The following is a 26,188-nucleotide window of genomic DNA, read 5'->3' as shown; positions in this document are numbered from 1 at the left end:
ATCTCGACCAACACGGAGTTCGTCAAGACCCTGATGGACTCGGTGGATCGTGGTGTCGGCCAGCTCGTCGACGCCGACATGAACGCGGAATCGACCCGCCTTCAGGCTCTGCAGACCCAGCAGCAGCTCGGCGTTCAGGCGCTCTCGATCGCCAACCAGAACAGCCAGAGCATCCTGTCGCTGTTCAAGTAAGCTTCGGCTTTGGAAACGACCGTGCTCCCTCTGGGAGCACGGTCCCCGCCGTGAACGGCGGATTTGACGGCACATGACGTGCCCGCGATCGACCTCCTGACGCCAGACTTCATGCAACACGCCGCAGCCGATCGCGCTGCCCTGCGCCCACGCGCCCGCTTGTTGCTGCTGAACTGAATGCGTCGCCCAAGATTCTTGCAAAATTGCAACGCCTCGCCCGCGAACTGACACATTCGTGTCCTTGCGCAACCTTCAGACAAGGTTGGCAGCGGAGTGTCCTGTACGTTCGCATTGGTACGAGGTCATATGCTGTTCAGTCGTGCGCAGGTACAGCAACTGCTCAACAATCTGCTGGAGCTTGGGCCGCGACGCCTGATGGCCTTGGGACTGATCGGCTTTGCCGTTCTCGTCACCGTCGTCGGCGGCGCCTATTATCTGAGCCGGCCTGAGTTCGAGACGCTCTATACCGGCCTGACCCGCGAAGACGTGACGCGCATGGGCGCCGCGCTGCGCGAGCAGAATATCGCCTTCGACATCAATACAGCCGGAGACGCCGTCTCGGTGCGCCCGAGCCAGACCATGCAGGCGCGGATGCTGCTCGCGGAAAAGGGACTGCCGACCAGCGCCAATTCCGGCTACGAGCTGTTCGACAAGATCGGTTCGCTCGGCCTGACCTCGTTCATGCAGGAGGTCACCAAGCTTCGGGCGCTGGAAGGCGAGATCGCGCGCACGGTGCAGTTGATGAAGGGTGTGAAGGCGGCGCGGGTGCATATCGTGCTGCCGGTGCGCGGCTCGTTCCGCGCGACGCAGCAGCCGCCTTCGGCGTCGGTCGTGCTGCGCACAGACGGCGCCATCGAGGCGCGCACGGCGCAGTCGATCCGTCATCTCGTCGCGGCCGCCATTCCAGGCATGAGCCGCGAGAAGGTGACGGTGCTGGACGCCGACGGTTCGATGCTCCTCGCCGAAGAGGACGAGGCGAGCGCCGCCCCGACCAAGATGGCGAGCCTCCAGAAAACGGTCGGCGGAATGGTGCAGGAGAACATCCGCAAGGCGCTGACGCCGTATCTCGGCCTGGATAATTTCGAGGTCAGCGTCGCGCCGCAGCTCTCCACCGACAAGCGGCAGACCAACGAGACCGTCTACGATCCCGAGAGCCGCGCCGAACGCTCCGTCCGCAACGTGCGCGAGAAGGAGTCGTCGCAGAACGCGGACCGTTCGACCCCGACCACGGTGCAGCAGAATCTACCGGACCAGCAGGTCAACGCAGGCGGCACCAAAAACTCCAGCGAAGACAAGACCCGCCGCGAGGACGTCACCAACTTCGAGGTGTCGTCCAAGACCACGACGACGGTGAGCGACGGCTATTTGGTCAAGAAGCTCTTCATCGCCGTCCTGGTCAACCGCGCGCGGCTCGTCGCTGATCTCGGCGACAAGAGCAACCAGGCCATCGTCGACAGCAAGCTCGCCGAGATCAGCCAATTGGCGGCGACGGCCGGCGGACTGGACAAGCAGCGCGGCGACCAGATCCAGGTTACGGCCGTGGACTTCATCGAAGGCTCGCGCGAACTGGCGCCGGTGCCGCCGATCAGCTTCGTCGAGATGATCAACAAGCAGCTCGGCAGCGTCATCAACGCGGTGACGATCCTGGCCGTTGCCTCGATGCTGGTCTGGTTCGGACTTCGGCCCGCGGTCAACGGCATTCTGACCCATCGCGCGGCGCAGGAGCAGACCGAGGCGGCCGAGGCCGCTGAGCTTGAAGCTGCCGCCGCCCTTGCATTGACCGAGAGCCCGGAGGCGGAGCTCAACCTCGTCGAAGACCTCGAAGGCAAGATGCAGCGAACGCCGCAGAAGCGGCTGGAGCAGATTGTCCGGCTCGATCAGGCGCAGGCAGCAGCGATCCTTAAAGACTGGATGCGACGCGAGGAGGCGGCATGAACGCGGCAATCGGAAAACTCCTGACGCAGTTCGACGCGAACGGCCGGGCCAAGTCGTCGCCGCCGCCTCTGCCGCCCAGGGCTCAGGAGTCGCTGGCAAGGCCGAAAGAAATCCGGCGCGAGCCTCAGCCTCAGCTTCAGTCGCAAGCGCAGCCTCAGTCGCCGGCCCCGGCTCCGAAAGAGGAGGCGCCCGCAGTCAATCTCCTCGACGACGCCTATCGGCGGGGCCATGCGGCCGGCGTTGCGGAAGGCGAGGCCTTGCTTGCCGAGGAACGGGTCCGGAGCGCGATCCGGCTTGGCGAGGAGCGGGCCAAATGGTCCGACCAGCAGGCGGTTGCGATCGTCAACGGCTTCGAGGCGGCGTGCCGCGAGATCGAGACCAACATCGCGAGCTCCGTCGCGCGGATATTGCTGCCGTTCCTCGCTGATGCGGTTCGCGACAAGGCGATCGGGTCGCTGGTCGAACAGATCTCTGCTCTGACCGGCAATTCGCCGGTGCCGGTGTTCAAGATCACCGGCCCGGGCGAGCTGCTCGATCTCGTGCGGGCGAAGCTCGATGCGGCGCGGCGAACGGGCATCGAGTACGAGGCCGCTGAGAGTTTTGAGGTCCGCGTCGTGGCCGATCAGACCGTGATCGAGACGCAGCTCTCCGCCTGGCGCGAGCGCCTGCAGGAGGCGCGCCGGTAGTCCGCCATGAATGAGGTCAAGCCAGAGCTCGTAATTGTCCGCCGGCGTAGCGCCTTCCACGAGGAGGCGCATCACGGTGGCGTCTGGAAAATCGCCTATGCGGACTTCATGACCGCGATGATGGCGTTCTTCCTGGTCATGTGGCTGCTCAATGCGCTCAACCAGGACCAGAAGCAGGTGGTCGCGAGCTATTTCAACCCCATCAAGCTCTCGGAAAACGCGCCCGCCCCGAAGGGCCTCAAGGACCTCGCCCAAAAGGAGCCATCGCCGTTCGAAGGTCAGGATGGCAAGCGACAGCCGGCTGGGCCGAGCGAGGAACGTCGCGGTGACTCTCCAACCGCCGAGAAGCCGCCCTTCTACGAAGAGAAGCTCCTGTTCCGGGACCCCTATACGGCGCTTGCCGAAATCGCGAATAGCGCGAACCAGGCCTCGGGCCAGCGCCGCGCCGGCGCTCTGACGTCTGCCGAAGAGGATGGTCTCAAGGGTGGCGACGCTTACCGCGATCCCTTCGATCCCGGCTATTGGAAGCTGGCGCCGCAGGCGTCCAAGGATGCGGATCGCTTCATCGACAGCGAGCCCAAGCCGAATGCTTCCGCGCGCGACAATGCGTCGGGCACGAGTCAGGGCGAGCCGCAGCCGCGCCGCGCCGAGACGGACGATGCCGGCGGAAGCGTGGCTCCGAACGCCGATGCTTCGTCCGCAAGCCTGTCGCCGCTGCTGCCACCGGGGCCTGCGCCGTCGCAGTCTTCGCGCGACGGCAGCGTCCAGGCCAACGCGCAGCCGGGCGCCCAAGGCAATGCTCAAGCTAACGTTCAAGCCAATGCCGCCGGGCAGGCGCGTCCCGCCGATACACCGAAGAATTCCGAGCAGCGCGACGCCGCGCAAACGCAGCAGCCGACGCTCAAGCAGCTTCAATCCGCGATCGCGGACGCGCTGTCGGACATCAAGGCCGGCGCGGGGCCGGCGGCCGAGGTGCGCCAGGTCGAGGAAGGCTTGCTGATCAGCCTGACCGACGATGCGAGCTTCGGCATGTTCGCGGTCGGTTCGGCCGAGCCGAGGCCCGAACTCATTCGCGTGATCGACAAGATCGGTCCGCTGCTGACGAAGCGCCCCGGCGTGATCATCGTCCGTGGCCACACCGACAATCGGCCGTATCGTTCGGAGACCTACGACAACTGGCGGCTGTCGACAGCCCGTGCACAGATGGCCTACTACATGCTGGTCCGCTCCGGCGTCGATGCGCAGCGGATCGAGCATGTCGAAGGCTACGCCGACCGTCGGCCGAAGCTTCCGAACGATCCGGCGGCCGCGCAGAACCGCCGGATCGAGATCCTGATCCGGGAGAAGCGCCCTTGATCAGGCCGCTCGTCCGAGTAGCCCTGCTGATGTTGCTGCCGCTCACGGCGGCGAGCGCATTGGCCGATCCGGCACCGGCCTCGACTTCGGGCGAGCCATATGAGCTCGTGCGCGCATTGCAGGCGGTGCAGGACGGTATCGCCACCGGGGACACCGCGGCGCATGGCAGGCACATCGCGCTGACCCGTCAGATCGGCGAGAAGTTTCTCGCCGCCGATGCAAGCGTGTGGAGTAACCCGCAGAACGCCCAGGCGGTCGTCATCTACCTGCTCAGCGGGGGCGCGCCGCAAGTGGTCCGTAAGCTGCCGCGCGACAAGATGAACGTCGACGAGCGGCTGTTCAATGGTGCGCTCGCCTATGTCGAGGGCCGTCAGGACGAAGCGCGCGAGTTGCTCAAGGACGTCAAGCCGCGGACGATTCCATCGGGCCTGGGCGGACAGGTCGCACTGGTTCAGGGTGCGCTGTTCGCACGCGCAGAGGCATCGTTCGCGATCGAACGCCTCGACGACGCGCGCCTGCTCTTGCCCGGCACGCTGGTGGAAGAGGCGGCGCTGCGGCGCGAGATCCTGCTGGTCGGGCAGGCAGAGGATTTCGACAAGTTCGAGTTTCTGACGCTGGCCTATATCCGCCATTACCGCAACTCGATCTATGCCGGTGATTTCTGGCAGCGGTTTTCCACGGGCTTGACGCAATCGAGCCTTGCTCTCGACGACCGCCGCTTTGCGCGGATCGTCACCCTGCTGGAGCAGATTGACCGCGCGAGCCGTCTCAAGCTCTATCTCGTGATCGCGCGTACCGCGATGCTGCGTGGACGGCTGAGCGTTACCAGGCTTGCCGGCGAGCGGGCGTTGGCGCTCAGCGCCGATGCCTCGGCGGAGCGCGAGCGTGCGCATTTCTTCCGTGGCGCATCGCGGGTGCTCACCGACGAGTATGATGGCGGTCTCGCCGAGCTGAAGGCGCTCGACCGGTCGAAGTTGCCCGAGCGCGACGTTCCGCTCTTGAACGCAACGGTTCAACTCGCGCTCGATGTCCGCAAGCCATTCGCGCGCGCATCCGCCGCCGCAGCCGACAAACCTCCGGTAACGCCGGCGCGTGTCGATCTCGCGTCATCGACCGCGACCCTCGCTCGCGCGCAGAAGCAGCTCGGCGAACTCGAACTCTTCACCAGGGATCGCCGCCCATGACCAAGCTCAGTGGAACCTCCGGACAGCTTTTTTCGGGGCTCGCCGAGAGCCTCAACATGCGTGGGACGTCGCGCTCCGGCAAGAGCGCCGGCGGAAAATCGTCGGGGGACTCGTCGTTCAACGATCTGCTCCATTCCGTCTCGAACCTCGCCAAGCGGGCGCTCAACGATCAGGGCAGCGAAACGACAGTGAAGGCCGGAACGCTGCGCTCGCGTCTGGCGCATCCGACCGAGAAGGACGAGACGGTGCTTGAGCGCACCGCGGCGACCGAGGAGCCGGCATCCACCGAGGAGTCTTCCGACAAGAAGGCCGACAAATCGCTGGAGAAGCAAGGTCCGCTCGACCACACCGACAACGTAGGCATCCAGAACCGGCCGAGCATTCCTGTGATCGTCGGGCAGGAGACTGCTGCCGTGCCGGCCGTGAAGTCGCAGCTGCATTCGTCGACGGACGACAAGGACGTGTCCGCGCGAGACGAGCGGTCTTCCACGACGAAGCGCGAGGTTCAGGCTGCCGGAATGACGAAGGCGGCGCCCGCCGAACCCGCCTCAACCTCTGCCGCTCCGACCGCCGCGCGCTCTCGGACCGCGACCCCGCAAGCGACGGCCGCCACTCAGGCGACGTCGGCGCAAGGCAGCGAGTCATCGCCGAAAGCAATGCCTGCAGCACCCGGTTTCGAGGCCGTTACGGCCAACGTCGAACGCGCTGCCAAGGCCTCGGCACGGGACGCATTGCCCGAGGCGACCAAGGTCACGGTGGTCCAGCAGGAGACCCATCTGCCGCCGGCCCAGTTCAGCGCCCCGCAACAGGTGGCCAATGCGGTCGTCGCCGAGCTGAAGGAGTCCCCGGCACCGACGGCGTCTGCGGTCCCCGATCTCGCAACGTCGCAGGGCAATGCTCCGGATCAGCCGCTCAAGATCCTGACCATCAATCTCGAGCCGCCGGCGCTCGGCAATGTCACCGTACGCCTTCGTCTCGTCGGGACCGAGGTGTCAGTCCATCTTGCGGCCGAGCGCAAGGACACGAGCCAGATGCTCGACCAGCAGCGCGACTCGATCCGCGAACTCATGCAGTCGGCGGGCTACGTCGCCGACGTTGCGCCCGTCCAGCATGGTTCGCTGGATGGATTCCAGAGTGGCTCCGGCCAGTCGCAGTCACAGCTTTCGGGCCAGCAACAGCCGTCGTCGCAGTCGCAAGGCAGCTTTGACGGCGCCAGCACGTCGTCGGGGCAGTCCGACGGCGGCGCGAAGCAGGCCCGGCAGGAGCGCCAGTCCAACCAGGAGACGCGTCATGACCAGGACATGGCGCCGCATATTCGTCGCGGCCCTGTTTATCTGTAACGCGGGCGCCGCGGAGGCGGCGACCGATACCGCGCGCCCCTGCGAGCGCGAGATGGCGCGTGCGTCCCAGCAGCACGGGATTCCGCTCGGCATTCTCTACGCAGTCGGCCTGACCGAGACCGGGCGGCGCGGCGCGCTCTATCCTTACGCGCTTGGCGCCGAAGGACAGACTGTGTTCGCCAAGGACATGAACGACGCGATCGCGAATTTCGAGACGATGCGCCAAAAGGGCGTCAAGCTGATCGACCTCGGCTGCATGCAGATCAACCATTACTATCATGGCGACAAGTTTGCGTCGGTGCGGGCGATGTTCGATCCCGCCAAGAACGTCGACTATGCCGCGCGCTTTCTGAAGGAACTGAAGCAGCGTGAGGGAAGCTGGACCATGGCAGTTGCCCGCTACAATGCGGGCCCCAACAACCAGCCGGCGCAGAAGCGCTACGTCTGTCACATCGTCGCTCATCTCGTCTCCAGCGGCTTCGGCGCGTGGACCGACAAGGCGCGTTCGTTCTGTCAGCCCAAGACGACCTGAAGACAACATGAAGTTGTGCAAAGTTCCCCACCATCAGCCCCGCGCAAGCAAGAACCCTCATTGTAACTGCAACCTACCAAAGGAGCCCAATTCATGAGCCTGTATGGTGTTATGCGCACCGGCGTTTCCGGGATGTCTGCGCAATCCAACAAGCTGTCGACGGTCTCGGACAACATCGCGAACGTCAACACCACCGGCTACAAGCGGGCTTCGACCGAATTCTCCTCGCTGATCTTGAAGAGCGGCTCGGGCAATTACGACTCCGGCGCGGTCGAGACGACCGTGCGCTACGCCATCAGCGACCCCGGACATACGCAGTTCACCACGTCGACGACGGACCTCGCCGTCCAGGGCAACGGCTTCTTCGTGGTGTCGAACGCCAACAACACGCAGCAGTACCTGACGCGAGCCGGCTCGTTCGTGCCGGATAGCCAGGGCAATCTGGTCAATTCTGCCGGCTACTACCTTCTGGGTCAGCCTGGCCTCGTGACCAATTTCTCGCAGAACAGCTTGGCCGGCATGCAGATCGTGAACATCTCCCAGATCTCGCAGGTGCCCGTGCCGTCGACGGCGGGGACGCTCACGACCGGCAATCTGGATCCGACAGCGGCTGTCGTTGCCGGTCCGCCCGGTCCAGCGTCATATTCATCGAAAAGCTCGATCGTAGCCTACAACAATATCGGCCAGGCCGTTAAGCTCGACGTCTATATGTCCCACACCGCGACGGCTGCCGGCTTGGACACCTGGCAGGTTCAGGTCTATGATTCCGCTACGGGTACATCGCTTGCCCCCGCCACCACGTTCACCTTCGACACCACGGCTGCCGGAAAAGGTGCGCTGGCCGCGGCGAGCCCGACGGGCCTCACCGTGAACGTCCCCGGCGGCGCGGCGCTGACCTTGGACCTTTCGAACATGACGCAGGTCGCCTCCGGCTTCAGCTTCAAGACGACCGTCAATGGCAGCGCTCCCTCGGCGATCGACAAGGTCGACGTCGACAAGGCGGGCCACGTGACCGCCGTTCTCACGAACGGGCAGCAGCTGACCCTCTATACGATCATGCTTGCGGATGTCGCGAGCCCCGACAATCTGACGCCCGAGCCGGGTAACGTCTACTCGACCAACATGAACTCCGGCAATGCGCAAGTCGGGAATGCCGGCACCGGCGGGCTCGGCTCGATCCAGTCTGGCGCCCTGGAAGATTCCAACGTCGATCTTGCGGACGAACTCACCGGGATGATCGAGGCGCAGCGCGGCTTCACTGCGAATTCGAAATCGTTCCAGACCGGCGCCGACCTGCTCGACGTCGTCGTCAACCTGAAGCGCTGAATCCTTCGGCGCTTATTCCGGGCAAGAGTAGATCATGTCCCTTACCGCTGCTCTCGACTCCGCTCGCTCTTCGCTCATGGCGTCGGGCATCCAGTCGTCGGTCATCTCGCGCAATATTGCCGGCGCAAGCGCCACCGGCTATTCGCGCAAGATCGCCGTGCTGGACAATCTCCCCGGCACCGGCGTTTATGTCGCCGCGATCCAGCGCGCCGCCACCAACGGCCTGTACACCAACGTCCTGATCGCGACCTCGTCGTCCACCAAGCAGAGCGCGATCTATGACGGTCTCCAGAAGATCGCATCTGCCACAGTAGACGATCCGGAGCTCGACCAGTCGCCGACGGCGCAGCTCAACGCGCTGAAGAAGGCGCTCCAGCAATATGCCAACGCCCCGGACAACACCACGCTGGCGCAGGCGGCGGTAACATCCGCCAAGGACATGGCGACGGCGCTGAACCAGGCGACCAACACGGTGCAGTCTGTCCGGGCGGGGGCGGACGCCGACATGGCGACTTCGGTCGCCAACATCAACAAGCTCCTGACCCAGTTTCAGACCGTCAACACCGCGATCGTGAAGGGCACGATCACCGGCGACGACGTCACCGACTATCTCGACCAGCGCGACAGCATCGTCTCGCAGTTGTCGCAGGAGCTCGGCGTGCAGATGTCGATCCGCCCCAACGGTGACGCGGCGCTCTATACAGACAGCGGTGCCGTCCTGTTCGACAAGACGGCGCGTACGGTGAGTTTCGCGCCGACCAACGTCTATACAGCGGGCACCACCGGCAATGCAGTCTATATCGACGGCGTGCCGGTGACGGGCGCCAATTCGGTGATGCCGCTGAAGTCGGGCAAGCTCGCGGGTCTCGCCCAGCTGCGCGACAAGGACGCCGTCACCTACCAGAGCCAGCTCGACGAAATCGCGCGCGGCCTGATCAACGCCTTCAAGGAGAGTGATCAGTCCGGCGCCGCCCTGCCTGACGTGCCCGGTCTCTTCACCTATCCCGGCGCGCCGGCGATGCCGACGAGCGCCACCGTCTCGGTCGGCCTGGCCGGCTTGATCAGTGTGGCCGCTTCGGTCGACCCGGCTCAGGGCGGCAACCCCAATCTGCTGCGCGACGGCGCGATCAGCGGCAACGCCGCATACCAATACAACACCGCCGGCACCGCCGGCTACTCGACCCGGCTGCAACAACTCATCGGCGACATGGATGCGTCGCAGCCGTTCGATGCAACCACGCAAGGCAAGCCGAGCGGCAGCTTGATCGACTTCGCATCGTCGTCGGCGAGCTGGATCGAAAACCAGCGAAAGACCGCGAACGATAACGTCACCTACCAGAAGACGCTGCTCGACCGTAGCACCGCGGCGCTGTCGAACGTCAGCGGCGTCAACATGGACGACGAGATGTCCTTGATGCTTCAGGTCGAGCGCACCTATTCGGCGTCGTCGAAGATCATTTCGACCGTCGACGAGATGTTGAAGAGCCTGCTGGCTGCCGTGGGGAATTAAGTCATGATGAGCGCGAACTACATCTCGACGTTGATGCTGTCTTCGTCGTTGAGGTCCTCGATCACGAACAATCAGACCGCGCTGGCCAAGGCCTCGAAGGAAGCCACCACCGGCCGCTTCGCCGATGTTGGCCTCGAGCTTGGTGCCACGACGGGAGGCGACGTCACCCTGCGCGCAGATTGGAGCTTTGCCGATCAGCTCGTCGATACCAACGGGCTCGTCTCGGGACGCCTCGACATGACGCAGAGCCGGATCACCCAGCTCGGCTCGACCGCAACGGACTTCCTCAAGGATCTGATCGCGGCCCGCAGTACCGACGGCGGCGGGCGGATCATCCTGCCGCCTGCGTCCGCCAACCTCCAGGATCTGATCGGCGCGCTGAACGTCTCCTATAACGGCTCGTATCTTTTCTCGGGCATCAACACGCAGAATACGCCGATCACGGCGTACACCGCGGGCTCGGCCAGCAAGAACCAGGTCGACTTGGATTTCTCTACGTTCTTCGGCTTCTCGCAATCCTCAGCCAGCGTGAGCACCATCACGCCGGCGCAGATGCAGAATTTCCTCAACACCAGCTTCGATGCCGAGTTCGCGAGCCCGGCCTGGAACACCAATTGGTCATCGGCCACCGACCAGACCATGCAGAGCCGCATCTCCACGACCGAGATCGCCGATACGTCCGTTAGCGCCAACCAGATCGGCTTCCGCAAGCTCGCCGAGGCCTACACCATGATGGCGGATCTCGGGAACGCGAACCTGAACCAAGCGACGTTCCAGGTGGTCGTGGACAAGGCCATCGGCCTCGTCGGTAGTGCCATCACAGACCTCGCTACGCTCGGCGGCAACGTCGGCACGGTCCAGCAGCGGATCACCGGTGCGACCGACAAGTTGAAGATCCAGAAGGACATCCTCAACAACCAGATCGTCAAGATGGAGGCGGTCGATCCGACCGAGGCCTCGGTCCGGGTCAACACTCTGCAGACCCAGATCCAGACCGCGCTTGCGCTGACGTCGCAGCTCCAGAAGATCAGCCTCATCAACTATCTCTGAGCCGGGGCTCGTTACATTTGCTTTGTTATTCGGTTTCCTGCGCAGAGTGGTCCTGATGACTTTTGGTGCCTATGAAGCGGTCGTTGATGATAGCGGCTATGAGGCGCGCGGCCGCGAGCGGCAGGCGCTCAGCCTCGGTATAGACCGGCTCGAGCGGCTCCAGAAGGGGCGCTTCAGCTTCGAGGATCTGGTCGAGAGCCTGCTCTATGTACGGCGGCTGTGGACGATCTTCATCGAGGATCTCGCGCACCCGGAAAACGGGCTTCCTGAAAAGCTGCGTGCCGACATCATCTCGATCGGCCTGTGGGTGGTCAAGGAAGCCGATCGGCTTCGCGAAGAGAGGTCGAACGACGTGATGCAGCTCATCGAAATCAACCGTCTGATCCGAGACGCTCTCTAATGAAGATCTCTTTGCGGGCGGGCGAACGGGTCTACATCAACGGCGCGGTGCTGCGCGTGGACCGCAAGGTCTCGCTCGAGCTCGTCAACGACGTGATGTTCCTGCTCGAAGGGCAGGTCATGCAGGCTTCCGACGCCACCACGGCGATGCGGCAGCTCTATTTCATCGTCCAGCTCATGCTGATGAACCCGACCGATGTCGGGAATGCCTCGGCGCTGTACGGACAGCATCACGCGGCCCTGCTCGCGGTGTGCGAGAGCCGCGAGATGCTGGACGGGCTTGCCGCGATCGACGAATTGGTCGAGGCGACCCGTTATTTCGAGGCGCTCAAGCGGATCCGGGCGCTGTTCCCGGTGGAGCAGGCCATCCTGGCCGGCGCCACCACCGACACCCCATTCGAGGCTGCCTGACAGCGGAGAGACACATGAACGTTACCAGCGTGACCGATACAGCCAACAAGACCAATTCGCCCGACTCCACCAAGGGTACGTCCAGCAACAGCGTCGATTACAATACGTTTCTTCAGCTTCTCATCGCCGAGATGAAGAACCAGGATCCGACCAATCCGATGGACACTGCGCAGTATATGAGCCAGTTTGCCCAGCTCTCGACGGTCGAGCAGGCCATGCAGACCAATAACAAGCTGGATTCGCTGCTGTCCTCGCAGGCACTGTCGCAAGCCGACGCGCTGATCGGGAAGACCGTCAGCTTCACCGACTCGACCGGAGCGAGCTTCAGCGGCAAGGTTGCTTCGATCTCCATCAACACCAACGGCGCCGTCGCGACCCTCGTGGACGGCACGAAGGTCGCCGTCGGGCCCGGTCTCACGATCAGCTAGCCATGAACGAGCGCGACGCACTCGACATCGTCCAGGCGGCTATCTGGACCATCATCGTCGCCTCCGGACCCGCCGTCGGTGCGGCGATGCTGGTCGGCACTCTCATCGCGCTGATGCAGGCGCTGACCCAGATCCAGGAAGTGACGCTGACCTTCGTTCCGAAGATCATCGTCATCCTCCTGGTCGTTGCCGTGTCCGGTTCCTTCATCGGTGCGCATCTCTCCACCTTCACCGAGATGGTCTATTCGCGGATCGAGCGCGGCTTCTGATCCGCGCGGCCCGGCCACCACCCTCGCGTAAGCTTTGCACGGCAAATTGGGGGCGGACCCTGCTGCCGGTGACCCATGGCCGATACGTTAACTGCTAGCCTGCCGACCCCGCGACGTCTGGGGGCAGACGCCTTTTTCGCCGGCGGTATCGTGACCATGCTCACGATCCTGTTCCTGCCCATCCCGCCGATCCTGATTGACCTCGGCCTCGCCTTTTCGATCGCGCTGTCGGCGCTGATCCTGATGGTCGCGTTGTGGATCCAGCGGCCGCTCGACTTCTCCGCCTTCCCGACCGTGCTGCTGATCGCGACGATTCTGCGCCTCGCGCTCAACATCGCGACGACGCGCCTCATCCTGTCGCGCGGCGGGGAGGGCGAACAGGCCGCGGGCTACGTCGTTGCCGGCTTCTCGAAGTTCGTCATGGGCGGCGACTTCGTCATCGGCTTGATCATCTTCGCGATCCTGGTCACGGTGAATTTCGTCGTGATCACCAAGGGTGCGACCCGTATCGCCGAAGTCGGCGCCCGTTTCACCCTGGACGCCATCCCCGGCAAGCAGATGGCAATCGACGCGGACCTGTCCGCGGGCCTGATCGACGACAAGGAAGCCCAGCGCCGGCGCCGCGAGCTCGAAGAAGAAAGCGCGTTCTTCGGCGCCATGGACGGTGCCTCGAAATTCGTCCGCGGCGACGCTATCGCCGGTCTGATCATCACCGCGATCAACATCTTTGGCGGCATCGTGATCGGTGTCACCCATCACGGGTTGACGCTGTCGCGCGCCGCCGACGTCTACACGAAGCTCTCCGTCGGCGACGGTCTGGTGTCGCAGATGCCGGCGCTGATCGTGTCGCTGTCGGCCGGCCTGCTGGTCTCCAAGGGCGGCACGAGAGGCTCGGCAGAACAGGCCGTGCTGCGGCAGCTCGGCGGCTATCCGCGCGCGGTATCGGCCGCTGCGCTGATGATGTTCGTGCTCGCCTTGATGCCGGGGCTGCCGATGGCGCCCTTCGTGCTGCTCGGCGGCGTCATGGCCTTCGTCGGCTACTCGCTGCCGAAGCGGCAGGCGGCGCTGAAACAGAAAGAGGAGGCGCGCAAGGCCGACGAGCGTGCCCAGGCCGACGCCAAGGAGTCCGTCAAGGAATCGCTCAAGACAGCGGAGATCGAGCTGTCGCTCGGCGGCCACCTTTCGGTTCATCTACTGGGCTCGCGCACAGAGCTTGGGCACCGAGTTGCCAAGATCCGCAAGAAGTTCGCCAAACAGTACGGCTTCGTGATTCCCGAGATCAAGCTCAGCGACAATCTGTCGATCGATCCGAAGGGATACCAGATCCGGATTCACGACACGCGCGTTGCCCATGGTGAATTGCGGCTCGGCGAGGTGATGGTGCTGGTCGACAAGGACGGCAAGCCCGACGTGCCCGGCGAAGAGGTGATCGAACCCGCCTTCGGCATGAAGGCGCTGTGGGTGACCGATGCCTTCACCGACGAAGTCAAGCGGCAGGGTTGCAGGCCAGTCGACAATCTGTCGGTGCTGCTCACGCATCTGAGCGAAGTGATCAGGGCGAACCTCGCCCAACTCCTGTCCTACAAGGACATGCGCGGGCTGCTCGACCGGCTCGATCCCGAATACAAGCGCCTGGTCGAGGATCTCTGTCCGTCGCAAATCTCCTATTCGGGCCTGCTGGCGATCCTGAAGATACTGCTGGCCGAGCGCGTGTCGATCCGCAACCTCCATCTGATCCTCGAGGCGATCGCCGAGATCGCGCCCCATGTGCGGCGCTCCGAGCAGGTTGCAGAGCACGTGCGGACGCGTCTTGCCCAGCAGATCTGCGGTGACCTCTCCGAGAACGGCGTGCTCAACGTGGTCCGCCTCGGCAATCGCTGGGACCTGGCGTTCCACCAGAGCCTGAAGCGCGACGCCAAGGGGGACGTCGTCGAATTCGACGCCGATCCGCGCCTGATCGAGCAGTTCGCGACCGAAGCAAGCGCTGCGATCCGAAAATTCACCGAGGACGGCACCAGCGTGGTGCTGGCGGTGACCCCCGAGGCCCGTCCCTATGTCCGGATGATCCTGGAGCGGGTGTTCCCGACATTGCCGATCCTTTCGCATGTCGAAGTCGCGCGCAGCGCCGAGATCAGAGCGCTCGGAGCCGTATCGTGATCAGCAGCCTCGCCGACAGCGTGCTGGTGACGTTCATCGTGTTCTGCCGCATCGGCGCCTGCCTGATGCTGGTGCCCGGCTATTCCAGCGTCAACGTTCCGGCCCAGGTCCGTCTGTTTGTCGCGCTCGTCACGACCTTTGCGCTGACGCCGATCCTGATCGCGGTTTTGAAACCGCTCACGGACAACGCGGCGCCGCTGAACCTTGCGCTCCTGATCTGCTCCGAGCTCCTGGTCGGAAGCGTCATCGGGCTCGGCGGGCGTGTGTTCTTCCTCGCGCTCCAGACCATGGCAACCGTGATGGCGAGTGCGATCGGCCTCAGCAACATCCCGGGCACGCCGATCGGCGACACCGATCCGGCGCCGGCCCTGGTGCCGCTGATCATGGCAGCCGTCACCACGCTGTTCTTCATGACCGATCAGCACTGGCAGGTCCTGCGCGGGCTGATGAACTCCTACGACGTCTGGCATCCCGGCAGCAGGATCGGCGGTGGCATGGCGCTCGACCAGCTCGTCGGCCGCCTGTCGGAGGCGTTCGTGCTGACGCTTCGGATCACCAGCCCGTTCATCGTCTATTCCGTCATCGTCAACCTTGCGGTCGGCCTGATCAACAAGCTGACGCCGGCAATTCCGGTCTATTTCATCTCCGTGCCCTTCGTGTTGTTCGGAGGCTTCCTGCTGCTCTACCTCACCAGCGACGAGCTCCTGACGCAATTCATGCTCGGCGTCTCGTCGTGGCTGGCGGAGTGACCGGTGATGACGTCGCGCGCGGACAAGCTCAGCCGGATGGTCTCGCTCGTGAAGCTCCAGCTCCGGCTGTCCGAGTGGCAGCTCGCGCAATTGCGACAGCAGGAACGAAGCCTGCAGGACGAGCAGGAATGGCTGGTCGGAGCCCTGAACGACGGAAAACCCCCGGCGGGCTCGTCGAGCGAATCGATCGCGCGGCGCCTGAACAGGACGAGCGTCGGTGCGCGCGCGGTCCAGGCGCAGGCATCGCAGCAGCTCGACCAGGTCCGCTCGGAGAGCCGCCGTGTGAAACAACTCGAGCAGGTTGCGAAGGCCGCACTCGCGGACAAGCTTCGCGACGCGGAAAAGCGCTCGCTCGAGGAGATGACGGGAATAAGCCATGCCGTGCGCGACTGGTCGCCACGGCCAGTCAGCCGGAATAAGACATGATCGTGACAGCGACACCCGACCTCGTTCTCGACGTCCTCGATGCCGCAGACCCTGTGACGCAGCGCGCGGCGACCGCGAAGCTCAATGCGCTGAAATCGTCGGATGCCGATTTCGCCACCACGATGGATGCGGAAGTCGGCAAGGCCGCTGCCGCGGCAGCCGATCAATCCGCGACGAGGATTTCCGACACGCAGCCTGGTGCCGTGAACGGGGCGCCGGTGAAGGTGATCAAGGCGCCGGCATCCGGCGAGGTGTACCGGAAGTTCGAGGCGTTCATTCTCCAGACCTTCGTCGAGACGATGCTGCCGAAGGAGTCCGAGGAAGTCTTCGGCAAGGGGACTGCCGGCGGCGTCTGGAAGTCGATGCTGGCGGAGCAGCTCGGCAACCAGCTCGCGAAGGGCAATGGCATCGGCATTGCCAAGCAGCTTGCCGCTGCGCATCCGGCGGCTCCGGACGTTTCGGGCAAGGCCGGATGATCGATCCGGGAAATGGGTGACAGAAGTTGAGGGGTGAATTTCCTATGCAGGCACAAGAAGGCGCGGCGGCCCTGGTGATGGAACAGCCGGTCGTGGATACCGAAGCTATGATGGCGGAAGCCGCGGCGGGCGATGCGCAGTTGCCCGTGCTGCTGCCGAATGTCGGCGGCGAGGTGGAGATCGACGGCACGGACGCGGCGCGATCGGACGAGGTGCGCGGCCTGCTGGCGGCGATCCGCCGGCTCGAGACCATCGTCGAGGAGGAGACGGTCGCGCTCGCGACCGGGAAGAAGATCGATTTCGACGAGTTCAGTGCCCGGAAGAGCCGGAGCATGCTTGAATTCGTCCGCCTGATGAGGGCACGGATGCATCTCGGCAACGAGGTCGAGATCACCGAGGAGATTCAGCGGTTGCGCGAGAAGCTCGAGCGGAATCGTTCCATCCTCGAAATGCACTACGACGCGGTGCGAGAGGTCGCGACCATTATCGTCAAGGCGATCAAGGACGCCGAGTCGGACGGCACCTACACCGGTCGCGCAGCGCAGGACGGAAAATGATCAGACTCGTTCTGGCCGGGCTCTGGGTCTGCATCCTCACCGCGGGCACGAGCTATGGCGTGGCCTATTGGAAGGAAAACGGCAGTCTGTTGCCGGCGAAGGACGAATATCTCGACGGGCTCCAATACCAGAAGACGCGGGCGCTGAGCGTGCCCATGGTCGAGAACGGCGCCGTGCAGGGCTACATCGTCGCGCGCTTCGTCTACACCGTGGAAGGGCGGACCATGCATCAGCTCACTGTTCCGCCGGAGCCGTTCGTCATCGATGAGGCCTTCCGCAGGATCTATGCCGACGACCGTCTCGATTTCAGAAAGCTCGCCCGCTACGACCTTTCCATTCTCACGACGGCGATCAAGCAGCGAGTCAACGAGCGGATGCAAGCGGATATCGTCCAGGACGTCCTCATCGAGGACTTCAACTACGTTTCGAAGGAAGAATTCCAGCAAAAGCCCTAGAGCATGATGCGGAAAAGGATGATGCGGTTTTCCCTCGCGACAAACGCGGAACGCGTTTGCGCGGAGATCATGCCCAAATAGGAATCCAAAGTGCGAAGGGCCATCCTTGGCTCATCGCGCTTTGGCGCCGCTGTGCCTGCACCGCAAGGCCAGGCCCGCGTTCCTGCCGTCTTTGCCTCTGAAGTCTCTGCCTCTGAAAATGTAACGGCCTCTGCGAAGGTAGCTCCGCAGAGGCCGTTGTCGTCTTGTGGCAGCACCGTACCGCGTCAGTTTCCGGCTTGATACGCTGCCGGGGCGGCATGCGCCCTGTTCAGGAGGATGCCGACTTCGTCGAGATCCTGCATCGGCACGTCGACGGTCTCGCCGGCCGGGATGTTGAGGCGGTATCCGACGTAGCGCCGGGCCACGATCGCGTCGAAGCCGAGGCGGTCGCGGAGCTTCTTGCGCAGCTTGCTCACGTGGCTCTCGATCACGCTCTCGTCGAAAGTGGACTCGAAGATGCCGTAGACCGCGTTGAAGATCTGCGTCTTGGTGATCCACTTGCCGTGATTGCCGACCATATACTCGAGAATGCGCAGCTCGCGGCGGGGCAGGGTGAGGGCGTGGCCTGCGATCTCGGGGTCACGCCCGTTGAAAAAGACCTGGATCCTGGTCTCGCAGGGCCTTGGCAGGTCGCCAACCCGGCGGCGCGCGATCGCGGCCGTTCGGGCGAGGATTTCGCGGAGATGAATCGGCACGTGCACGACGTCGTCGACGCCCGATTCGAACAGTTCCAGCGTGTTCTTGAGCATCTTCTGGCCGCTCATGGCGATGATGGGAGCCGAGGAGCGCTTGCGCATGGCCCGCGGCAGGCTTCCACGGGCATCGCAATCCCCGAGGAGGAAGGCGTCGACCGCTGCCAGATCCGAATCACTCGCAGATTGCAGCCATTCCCAGAATTCTCCCGAGGAGAAGCCGATCGACGATACGCCTTCGCGAACGAGCCCTCCAACGTAGCTGTTCGTGACGCTCTCGCGATCATCAACGATAATATACATCAGTCTTTCGCCCCTGTTTCGCACTTGTCGCGGCCGGCTGGTTATTGTGATGCCCCGGCCCGGCGACCATGCTGTTTGACGATATTTCCCTCCCGCGAACCGTTGTTATGGTTTCGATGTTCGCGGGCAGCCCTACGCATTCAGTGCCTGCGTGAGCAGGCCTGCTACTTCGACTCGATACTGAACGCTACGACGTGAGGCCCGGCGGGTGTCTTACGGATCACCTCGCGGAGCGGATTGAGAAAGCGACCTAGAACAGTTGTGCCAAGTTGCTCATCGCATCCGAACACTGCTGGACTTTGTCGATCTCCTCGCCAACTGGCGAGAATCACTTGAATAGGAACGTAACGATTGCCGATTTCCGATCAAGCGCGCGTAAGAAAGCGATTGCTACACGTGCTTGATGCTGTTGGTTTGTTTCTAGTTGTTTCTTGATGTTCAAGATCAAATCAATTGATTTGAAATCTGAACTAGTTTAGCGCCATGGTGATTCTAGAGTTACGTATCCCTATATAATCACAAATGTTTTTGGTGATGCGGAGGTTCCTGCGCGGCAGGGATTTTCAACCCCGGATTGACTCTCATCCACATCTTTCTGCATGCGACAATTCAACTCACCTGCGGTGCGGCGACTCCAGCTTGGCGAAATCTTGGCGAGTGTGTGTCTTTCGAGTCGCACTCTCGCCGCGTGTATGACGCCTTCGACTCATCTGACGTCGCATCGCGCCTGATGAAAAGTTTTCCGATGCGCACGTTTCAGACAAGCTTCGGCAAATAACTTCGTCGTTCGACAGATCGAACCGAACGGAGCATTGTCACATGTTGTCCGATGGAAAAACTCGTCCCGACGGGACCGCTGATGCTTCCTCCGCGGCGAAGCCTGCTCCGGCGGCGCGCGATACCACGGACAATGCGACGCGAGCGACCAAGCCTGCTGCAAGCGCAAGGCGCGTGTCCGCGGCTGCTAGTGACGAAGTTCTGGCGAAAGAGGCCCTCGAGGGACTGAAGCGTATTCGCGCCAAGGCGCGCCTCGACAAGATGGCGATACCCAAGCCTGCGCCGACCGTGATGAAGCCGGCCGTGATCGTGGCCAAGCCGCCGCCGCCCCCGTCCGACATGGGTCGCGCCGCTCGCCACGTTGGCCGTCGCCGCAATTCTGGTGGTCTGCGCCTGCACCGGCGTGATCGCCTACCTCACCACGCAGCCCGCCCAGAACAATGTTGCGGCCAATACGGAGATCAGGAATCTTCGCGAGACGGTCGCAATGCTGCGCAAGCAGCTGTCGGGAGTGTCCGAAAATCTCGACAGCCTGCGCACCGCGGTCGATCAAGCGAGCAAGGCTACCAACGATCGCTTCGGCAGGTTCGCCGAGAATCTGGACCGCATCGAACGGGTGAGTTCGTCCTCGACGGCGAAGCTCGACAAGCTTGCCCTGGCGCAGACCCAGGCTCCAGCGCCGGCAATGGCGCCATCGCAGCCGTCGCTGCCGCCCGCGCCAATGATGGCTTCGGTCGCAGCGACCGAGATCACGGGCTCAGTGCCTCCATCCGAGCGCGCGCCGCGAAAGATGGTCAAGGGCTGGTCGGTTCGCCAAGCGTACGAGGGCATTGCGATCCTGCAAAGTCCGAACGGGGTCGTCGAAGTCGTGCTGGGACAGCAGGTGCCCGGCCTTGGTCGCATCGAAGAGATCAAGAACGAGAATGGTCGTCTGGTGGTGGAGTCCAGCGGGGGTGTCATCTACTCGTCACGCAAGGCGGGGCCGTGATCGACGCCGCCCTCTATTGGCGGTGATGCTCGAAGTTGGTGCATAGCAAATCGACCTCCGCCTCCGCGATCGGCGCGCGAAACAGGCGGCAGCTGAACTCGACCGTCGTCTTGCCGTCCGCGGTGGTGCGATCCTCCCGGAGGAAGATGCATCGCCTGCAAACGTCGGTGTGGTGCCGCTGCTCGGCCGCGTCCGACTGATCCAGCACGTGACGGAGCGTGTCGCGAAATTGGATCTTGGTCTCGTCGTCGAGCACGGCGATCGCCTCGAGGAGCACGCTGATTGGATCGCGCACCAGGAACTTCTTGCCCTGGTGCGTGACGCTAAGCATCACCGAGCGCTTGTCGGTGGCGGAGCGCTTCCGCTCAATATATCCCAGCCGCTCGAGCTCGCCGATGATGAAAGAGGCGGTGCCGCGCGTGGTGCCGACATAGCTCGCGAGTGCCGAGGGCGTTCGGGAAAACCGGTTGGCGCGGGAGAGGAAGCGCAGCGCCATCCATTCGCGGTCGCGCAGGCCATGCTTGGTGCCTTCGAACCACAGGATGCGGGCTATTTGTCCCACTAATTCAATCGCTTCGCGAGCTAAAATCATCTCAAGTCCGGGTCGGATAAAGCTTTATTCAATGGGGCTTTCGGTCGCGTAATCCGGGCGGTGAGAATGAAGCTGTCGAGCGATCCTTCGCTCGAAGCGGGACGACCTACCGCGCTTGGAAGACGCTTCTCCGTTCTGGAGATGGAAGTTTCGGATGTGGAACTAGAGCGTCACACAGAAAGGTCGGGTAAACCGCACGACTCAAGTCTTCTGAAAATTTCAGTCAAATGACCAAGGCTCGTGCGCAAAAATCCGATCATGTGCGATGCGTGAGCGACATGATGTGTCGTTGCGGCCACGATGGAGCCCATTTGCTGCGGCGGATCGTTTCGAATTCCGCGCAATAGCGGATCGTCTGCAACATCCGACGGCGGGGCATGCGATGGAACAACCGTCATTTTCGGTTAATGGATGTTGCGCTGCAATGCAGCTAGGCGGTTAAATCCGAAATGCAATCGAATCCGAGGAATGCCGGATTGTCTTCTGTCATCGAGCAAGCAAAGCCGTTCAGCGTCAAACGCGCAGCATTGGCCGCCACCGTCGGCAACATGCTCGAGTTTTACGACTTCATCACCTACAGCTTCTTCGCCATCCAGATCGGCCATGCCTTCTTCCCAACCCAGAGCGAGTACGGCAGCCTGATGCTGTCGCTGGCGACCTTCGGCGCCGGCTTCGTGACGCGGCCGATCGGTGGGATCGTGCTCGGTATCTATTCAGACCGGATCGGCCGGCGGCCTGCCATGCTGTTGAGCTTTGCACTGATGGGGGCTGCGATCCTGACCATCGCGCTCACGCCAACCTATCAAGCGATCGGCCTTGCAGCGCCGATCATCGTGATCGCGGCCCGCATGGCGCAAGGCTTTGCCCTCGGTGGCGAGGTCGGGCCCACCACAGCCTATCTGATCGAGATCGCTCCGCCGGAACACCGGGCACTGGTGGTGGCATGGCAGCCTGCGAGCCAGGAGATCGCCGCAACCGCAGGCGCGCTCGTCGGCGTCATCCTGAGCAAGACCATGACCCCGGAGATGCTGGATTCCTATGGCTGGCGGGTGGCGTTCCTGATCGGGGCCGTCTGCCTGCCGTTCGGATTCTGGATGCGCCGGACGCTGCCCGAGACGATTGCGCAGGATGGAGCCCGTGTCGCAGCGAAAGAACGCACGGGCCATCTTTCGCTGGCCCGGCGCCACCTCGGCGTCATCGCACTGGCGTTGATGATCTTGGCCAGCGGCACGATCTCGACCTACGTGACGCAATACATGACGACCTACGCGCAGAACACGCTGCATGTCTCGTCGACACTGGCCTTTGCCGTGTCGCTTGTCAGCAACGGCATTCAGTTCGTCGGCGCGCTGGTCGGCGGCTGGCTTGCCGATCGTCTCGGCCGCAAGCCGGTGATGATCTGGCCCCAGCTCGCAACCCTCCTGCTGACCTATCCGACCTTCCTGTGGATCGTGCACGCGCCCGGCTCGCTGTCGCTTCTGGCCGGTTTCGGTCTCCTATCCGTCATCGGCTCGCTGCCGTTCACGGCGTTCTATGCGACCTTCACCGAGGCGCTGCCCCAGAACATCCGCGGTGGCGTGTTCGCGACTGTCTATGCGGTCGCGATCGCGAGCTTTGGCGGTACGGCGCAGCTCGTGGTCACCTGGCTCCTCCACGTCACCGGCAATCCGCTGGCGCCGGCCTGGTATCTCCTGCTTGCGGCAATCGTCGGACTTGTCGCGATGAGCCTGATGCCCGAAACTGCGCCGGTGAAACAGCGTCAGGGCCAGGTCTGAAAGGGGCCGGGTCTGAAAGCGCCGCGCTCGCAGGCTGGTGATTTGCGTTTCGCCGGCAACTGTCGGCGAATGCGTCGCCTGAAGGGGCAGGGCCAGGCATCAGGAAGGATAACCGATGAGCATTGAAACCACCGTGACTTCCGACGTCGTCGGGCTGACGAAAGTCGCCCCGGTCTCTCGCCGCGGATTCATGAGCGCCACTGCGGCCGTCGCCGCCGGCTACACGCTTGCGGCCGGGCCGGTCCGCGCCGAGGTCATCACGACAGACACGAGCGGCCTCCAGGCCGGCGATGCCAAGATCAAGGTCGGCTCCGAAGAGATGCCTGCCTATTTCGCTCGTCCTGCCGGCAACACCAAGGCGCCGGTGATCATCGTGGCGATGGAGATCTTCGGCCTGCACGAATACATCAAGGACGTGACGCGGCGCCTGGCCAAGCTTGGCGCATTCGCGGTCGCGCCCGACTATTACTTCCGCAAGGGCGTCGACCTCACCAAGATCACCGAGATCAAGGACCTGCTGCTGATCGTCAATGCGAAGCCGGACGCCGAACTGTTGTCCGATCTCGATGCAACGGTGGCATGGGCGGGATCGCAAGGCGGTGACACCGCGAGGCTCGGCATCATCGGCTTCTGCCGCGGTGGACGTACCGTCTGGGAATATGCCGCCCACAACGGCACACTCAAGGCCGGCGTCGCCTTCTACGGCCCGCCTGTCGATCCGGCCATTCCGCTCTGGCCCAAGAGCCCGCTCCAACTCGCGCCCGAGATGAAGGCACCCGTGCTCGGCCTCTATGGCGGATCCGACACCGGTATTCCCGTCGCACAAGTCGAGCAGCTCAAAGCGGCGCTCGAGCAGAACAAGAAGACGGCCGAGTTCAAGATCTACCCCGAAGCGCCGCACGGCTTCCATGCCGACTACCGCGGCAGCTATCGCAAGGATGCGGCGGAAGATGCCTGGAAGCAGGCGCAGGCCTGGTTCAGGAAATACGGCGTCCTGAGCTGACGCTGGATTTTAAAGGGCGGCCGATCGGCCGCCCTTTTCTCTATCAAGGCGCGCCATCCGGGACGCGCCGGAGATGCAGGAACCCTATCGTCCTTCGCCTGCGCGCCACAGCGCATCCAGGCCGTGCCGATAGGTCGGGTGCGCAAGCGTGACGCCGAATTCGCGCTTCATTTTCGCGTTGGCGACTCGGGCGCTGCTGGCATAGAAGCTGCGGGCCATCGTCGACATCTCGGCTGTCTCGAACGGTTCTTCCGCCGGCGCTGCAACGCCCATGAGCTGCGCGGCGTAGGCGATCACGTCTTGCGGCGGCGCTGGCTCGTCGTCGCAGACATTCCAGGTGCCACCGTTCTGATGGCGAACAGCGGCCATGATCGCGCTCGCGATGTCGTCGACATGGATGCGGTTGAACACTTGCCCGGGCTTGATGATGCGCCGGGCCGTTCCCGCTCGCAGTGTCACCAGCGCGTTGCGGCCGGGGCCGTAGATGCCTGCAAGGCGCAGGATCGCGACATCGCTGCGTGCCGCGTCCGTCCAGGCCTGCTCCGCTGCGACCCGCATCCGCGCGCGGTCGAGAGCGGCCTGCGGCGGCGTGCTCTCGTCCACCCATGCGCCGGCGTGATCGCCATAAACGCCGATGGTGGAGAGATAGACGATCTTGCGGCGGCCCGCCGCCAGCACGTCCGCGAAGGCCGCGATTGCGGGATCGCCGGCGATGCCGGGCGGGATCGATATCAAAAGGACGTCGGCGTCGCTGATACGCCCGACCGTCGCGCGATCCGGATCCGTCCCGGAAAACGGATGCAGCTCGACGCCGGCGATGTCGTCCCGCTTCGCGGGATCGCGCACCGTGCCGGCGACATGCGAGAAGGTGCCGCCAAATCTGCGGACGAAGTGCCGGGCACTATAGCCGAGGCCAAGAATGAAGAGCCGCATGCGCCTCCCGTGCAGGTCGGAGTTCCCGTTCGCGCCACAGCGCGCCTCTGCTCATAAGAGATTTTTGGGTCCGGCAAAAGATATTGCAATTTTACTCGCCCGCCAGTGCGGGCGATGCTCGTTCGGCACGGGAGGCCATGATACGCGCCCCCAATCCACCGGGAGAGGTCCTTGCAGTCGACGTCGATCGTACAAGCACCCGCGTTGAAGCCTGGCGATGCTGTCGAACTGATCCGGCGCGCGGCCGCGCTGATCTTCGATGTCGACGGCACCCTGGCCGAGACCGAAGAGCTGCATCGGCGGGCCTTCAACCATGCCTTCGCCCGCCACGGTCTCGGCTGGCATTGGGACCGCGCCGTCTACAAGGATCTGCTGCGGGTGACCGGCGGCAAGGAACGCATTCGCGCCCACCATGAAAGGCTGCGGATCGCTCCATCGTTGTCCGACGAGGACATCGCGGAGCTTCACCGCATCAAGACCGCGCATTATGCCGAGCTGATCGAAACAGGCTGCTGTCCGCTACGGCCGGGCGTCGCGGACCTGTTGGCCGCGGCGTTGTCGCGCGGCCAGCGGCTTGCGATTGCGACCACGACCTCGCACGGCAATATCGATGCGCTGCTGTCGCAGGCGCTGGGCAAACGCTGGGCCGCGGACTTCGACGCGATCGTCGCCGGTGACGATGTCCGTCACAAGAAGCCGGCGTCGGACGTCTATCTCGAGATCCTGGCGCGGTTGAAGCTGGCGCCTATGGAGTGCGTTGCGATCGAGGATTCCGCCAACGGCCTGATCGCGGCGTCGCGGGCGAACATTCCCGTGCTCGTCACCCGAAGCATGTTTTTCCGGGACGATGATTTCAGCGAGGCGCGGTTCGTGCTGGATGATCTGTCGGGACTGGGGCGCCCTGGACGAGGCTGCAGATCAAAAAACTGAAAAACAACCCCATGCAAAGTAGATCGCGTTGGCGTGACGGCCGCTTTCAGTGGATGCGGTGGCTCGGGCTATCGTCTTCAGCCTGCTCGACAATCTGCGCGATCGGACTCGACTGGTGATGAACGAGGCGCCAGCCATCGCCGACGCGCCGAAAATGGTTGGCCGCGGCCAAAGCGGTGCCGTCGACGATCTCGATGCAGAGCACGCGCGCGCTGTCGCCGTCGACGATCGCTTGCGGCTCGGCACAGGCGATCTGCGGCCGCTCCGGATTCTGCAGGATGTCGCGCCAGCTTCCGATCACGGTGGCACGGCCGACGATCGCGGGCCAGCCGGGATGAATGCAGGAGATGGCGTCGTCATCCGCCCACATCCGCTCCATGCCGTCGAAGTCGCCGGTCGCGAAGGCGGCGTAAAAGGCCGCGTTGGCGGCGATCACCTTGCTGTCCTTTGTCATGGCTCTCGGGTGGGCCAATGACAGGCAAAAATCAAGCGCGACTTCCGTCGACTTTGACCGCAGTGCAGCATTCAAGGCGCTGCTGCCCATTTCGTGATCAGGCGGAGACGAGCGTCTCCACCGTCCGCCGCGCACCTTCCGTATAGAGACGGCCGAGGGCCGCAGTCACGGCCTCGCGCAGGCGCGGTTCGGCCCCCAAGGCCCCGAACACCTTCTCGACTCCGAGCAGTGCGGGCGCGAGCCGTTCGGCGACGGGACCGG

Annotated in this window: 27 protein-coding genes and 1 pseudogene; 24 read left to right on the top strand and 4 right to left on the bottom strand. The window is 63.6% G+C overall.

The genetic code is table 11. From position 1 onward, the window contains the following. From AC630_RS05250 to AC630_RS05155, 20 genes are all read left to right on the top strand, one after another. A partial coding sequence (locus AC630_RS05250; protein WP_283808395.1) for a flagellin occupies positions 1-192 on the top strand: 192 nt, incomplete at its 5' end. 306 nt (positions 193-498) lie between these two features. Further along, positions 499-2,127 (top strand): flagellar basal-body MS-ring/collar protein FliF, encoded by a 1,629-nt coding sequence (fliF, locus tag AC630_RS05245; protein WP_074117428.1) that lies wholly within the window; start codon positions 499-501, stop codon positions 2,125-2,127. Continuing rightward, a complete protein-coding gene (locus AC630_RS05240) occupies positions 2,124-2,813 on the top strand; it encodes a hypothetical protein (RefSeq protein ID WP_074117425.1) in 690 nt (229 codons plus the stop codon). The genes fliF and AC630_RS05240 overlap by 4 nt, the downstream gene beginning before the upstream one ends. 6 nt (positions 2,814-2,819) lie before the next feature. Further along, the gene (locus AC630_RS05235; protein WP_074117423.1) at positions 2,820-4,169 is read left to right on the top strand and encodes a MotB family protein; all 1,350 of its coding nucleotides are present in this window, start codon (positions 2,820-2,822) and stop codon (positions 4,167-4,169) included. Continuing rightward, positions 4,166-5,353 (top strand): chemotaxis protein, encoded by a 1,188-nt coding sequence (locus tag AC630_RS05230; protein WP_074117421.1) that lies wholly within the window; start codon positions 4,166-4,168, stop codon positions 5,351-5,353. Before AC630_RS05235 ends, AC630_RS05230 begins: the two co-directional genes overlap by 4 nt. Next, positions 5,350-6,693, top strand: a complete 1,344-nt coding sequence (gene fliK / locus AC630_RS05225; RefSeq protein ID WP_074117419.1) for a flagellar hook-length control protein FliK — start codon at positions 5,350-5,352, stop codon at positions 6,691-6,693. Before AC630_RS05230 ends, fliK begins: the two co-directional genes overlap by 4 nt. Next, positions 6,644-7,225: a transglycosylase SLT domain-containing protein gene (locus AC630_RS05220; protein WP_074117416.1), complete on the top strand. Its 582-nt coding sequence runs from the start codon at positions 6,644-6,646 to the stop codon at positions 7,223-7,225. The genes fliK and AC630_RS05220 overlap by 50 nt, the downstream gene beginning before the upstream one ends. Positions 7,226-7,318: 93 nt before the next feature. Continuing rightward, positions 7,319-8,551 carry a flagellar hook protein FlgE gene (locus tag AC630_RS05215; protein ID WP_074117414.1) on the top strand — a complete coding sequence of 411 codons (1,233 nt, stop codon included), beginning with the start codon at positions 7,319-7,321 and terminating at the stop codon, positions 8,549-8,551. 34 nt (positions 8,552-8,585) lie between these two features. Beyond that, on the top strand, positions 8,586-10,061 hold the full coding sequence (gene flgK, locus AC630_RS05210) for a flagellar hook-associated protein FlgK (protein ID WP_074117412.1): 1,476 nt from the start codon (positions 8,586-8,588) through the stop codon (positions 10,059-10,061). A gap of 3 nt (positions 10,062-10,064) precedes the next feature. Continuing rightward, positions 10,065-11,111, top strand: coding sequence for a flagellar hook-associated family protein (locus tag AC630_RS05205; RefSeq protein WP_074117411.1), 1,047 nt, complete (start codon positions 10,065-10,067; stop codon positions 11,109-11,111). A gap of 55 nt (positions 11,112-11,166) precedes the next feature. Further along, positions 11,167-11,511 (top strand): flagellar biosynthesis regulator FlaF, encoded by a 345-nt coding sequence (gene flaF, locus AC630_RS05200; protein ID WP_074117433.1) that lies wholly within the window; start codon positions 11,167-11,169, stop codon positions 11,509-11,511. Further along, positions 11,511-11,921, top strand: coding sequence for a flagellar biosynthesis repressor FlbT (flbT, locus tag AC630_RS05195; protein WP_074117409.1), 411 nt, complete (start codon positions 11,511-11,513; stop codon positions 11,919-11,921). Before flaF ends, flbT begins: the two co-directional genes overlap by 1 nt. 14 nt (positions 11,922-11,935) lie before the next feature. Beyond that, a complete protein-coding gene (gene flgD, locus AC630_RS05190) occupies positions 11,936-12,349 on the top strand; it encodes a flagellar hook assembly protein FlgD (protein WP_074117407.1) in 414 nt (137 codons plus the stop codon). Positions 12,350-12,351: 2 nt separating this feature from the next. Continuing rightward, on the top strand, positions 12,352-12,618 hold the full coding sequence (gene fliQ / locus AC630_RS05185; RefSeq protein WP_074117406.1) for a flagellar biosynthesis protein FliQ: 267 nt from the start codon (positions 12,352-12,354) through the stop codon (positions 12,616-12,618). Positions 12,619-12,693: 75 nt separating this feature from the next. Beyond that, the gene (gene flhA, locus AC630_RS05180; RefSeq protein WP_074117405.1) at positions 12,694-14,775 is read left to right on the top strand and encodes a flagellar biosynthesis protein FlhA; all 2,082 of its coding nucleotides are present in this window, start codon (positions 12,694-12,696) and stop codon (positions 14,773-14,775) included. Then, entirely contained in the window at positions 14,772-15,524 is a 753-nt protein-coding gene (fliR, locus tag AC630_RS05175) for a flagellar biosynthesis protein FliR (protein WP_074117404.1), read from the top strand. Before flhA ends, fliR begins: the two co-directional genes overlap by 4 nt. Positions 15,525-15,530: 6 nt before the next feature. Beyond that, complete coding sequence (locus AC630_RS05170; RefSeq protein WP_074117402.1) at positions 15,531-15,950, top strand: hypothetical protein; 420 nt, start codon at positions 15,531-15,533, stop codon at positions 15,948-15,950. Beyond that, a complete protein-coding gene (locus tag AC630_RS05165) occupies positions 15,947-16,426 on the top strand; it encodes a rod-binding protein (RefSeq protein WP_074117400.1) in 480 nt (159 codons plus the stop codon). The genes AC630_RS05170 and AC630_RS05165 overlap by 4 nt, the downstream gene beginning before the upstream one ends. Before the next feature lie 44 nt (positions 16,427-16,470). Further along, on the top strand, positions 16,471-16,983 hold the full coding sequence (locus AC630_RS05160; protein ID WP_074117399.1) for a flagellar biosynthesis protein FlgN: 513 nt from the start codon (positions 16,471-16,473) through the stop codon (positions 16,981-16,983). Next, positions 16,980-17,438, top strand: a complete 459-nt coding sequence (locus tag AC630_RS05155; RefSeq protein ID WP_074117397.1) for a hypothetical protein — start codon at positions 16,980-16,982, stop codon at positions 17,436-17,438. The genes AC630_RS05160 and AC630_RS05155 overlap by 4 nt, the downstream gene beginning before the upstream one ends. A gap of 266 nt (positions 17,439-17,704) precedes the next feature. On the opposite strand, the gene AC630_RS05150 is transcribed toward AC630_RS05155, so the two are convergent. Then, positions 17,705-18,475: a response regulator transcription factor gene (locus AC630_RS05150; RefSeq protein ID WP_074117395.1), complete on the bottom strand. Its 771-nt coding sequence runs from the start codon at positions 18,473-18,475 to the stop codon at positions 17,705-17,707. An 819-nt stretch (positions 18,476-19,294) separates the two neighbouring features. Between AC630_RS05150 and AC630_RS05145 the strand changes: the two are divergent. After that, positions 19,295-20,240, top strand: a pseudogene (locus AC630_RS05145) (hypothetical protein). 13 nt (positions 20,241-20,253) lie between these two features. Here the strand turns inward: AC630_RS05145 and AC630_RS05140 are convergent. Next, positions 20,254-20,832: a MarR family winged helix-turn-helix transcriptional regulator gene (locus tag AC630_RS05140; protein WP_074117393.1), complete on the bottom strand. Its 579-nt coding sequence runs from the start codon at positions 20,830-20,832 to the stop codon at positions 20,254-20,256. 548 nt (positions 20,833-21,380) lie between these two features. Here AC630_RS05140 and AC630_RS05135 point away from each other — a divergent pair. Continuing rightward, complete coding sequence (locus AC630_RS05135; RefSeq protein ID WP_502691499.1) at positions 21,381-22,607, top strand: MFS transporter; 1,227 nt, start codon at positions 21,381-21,383, stop codon at positions 22,605-22,607. A 115-nt stretch (positions 22,608-22,722) separates the two neighbouring features. Further along, positions 22,723-23,610 (top strand): dienelactone hydrolase family protein, encoded by an 888-nt coding sequence (locus tag AC630_RS05130; RefSeq protein ID WP_074117390.1) that lies wholly within the window; start codon positions 22,723-22,725, stop codon positions 23,608-23,610. An 84-nt stretch (positions 23,611-23,694) separates the two neighbouring features. Here AC630_RS05130 and AC630_RS05125 read toward each other — a convergent pair whose 3' ends face one another. Then, on the bottom strand, positions 23,695-24,543 hold the full coding sequence (locus tag AC630_RS05125; protein WP_074117388.1) for an SDR family oxidoreductase: 849 nt from the start codon (positions 24,541-24,543) through the stop codon (positions 23,695-23,697). Between the two features lie 171 nt (positions 24,544-24,714). Here AC630_RS05125 and AC630_RS05120 point away from each other — a divergent pair, with 171 nt between their 5' ends. Next, positions 24,715-25,473, top strand: a complete 759-nt coding sequence (locus AC630_RS05120) for an HAD family hydrolase (protein ID WP_245330262.1) — start codon at positions 24,715-24,717, stop codon at positions 25,471-25,473. A gap of 46 nt (positions 25,474-25,519) precedes the next feature. On the opposite strand, the gene AC630_RS05115 is transcribed toward AC630_RS05120, so the two are convergent. Continuing rightward, positions 25,520-25,927, bottom strand: coding sequence for a nuclear transport factor 2 family protein (locus AC630_RS05115; protein ID WP_074117387.1), 408 nt, complete (start codon positions 25,925-25,927; stop codon positions 25,520-25,522). Positions 25,928-26,188 lie beyond the last annotated feature (261 nt).

This window comes from Bradyrhizobium sp. AS23.2, from assembly GCF_001908185.1.
In the GTDB taxonomy this organism is placed as follows: Bacteria; Pseudomonadota; Alphaproteobacteria; order Rhizobiales; family Xanthobacteraceae; genus Bradyrhizobium.
Note: the sequence above shows the minus strand (reverse complement) of the source record. Positions and strands in the feature narration are given on the sequence as shown.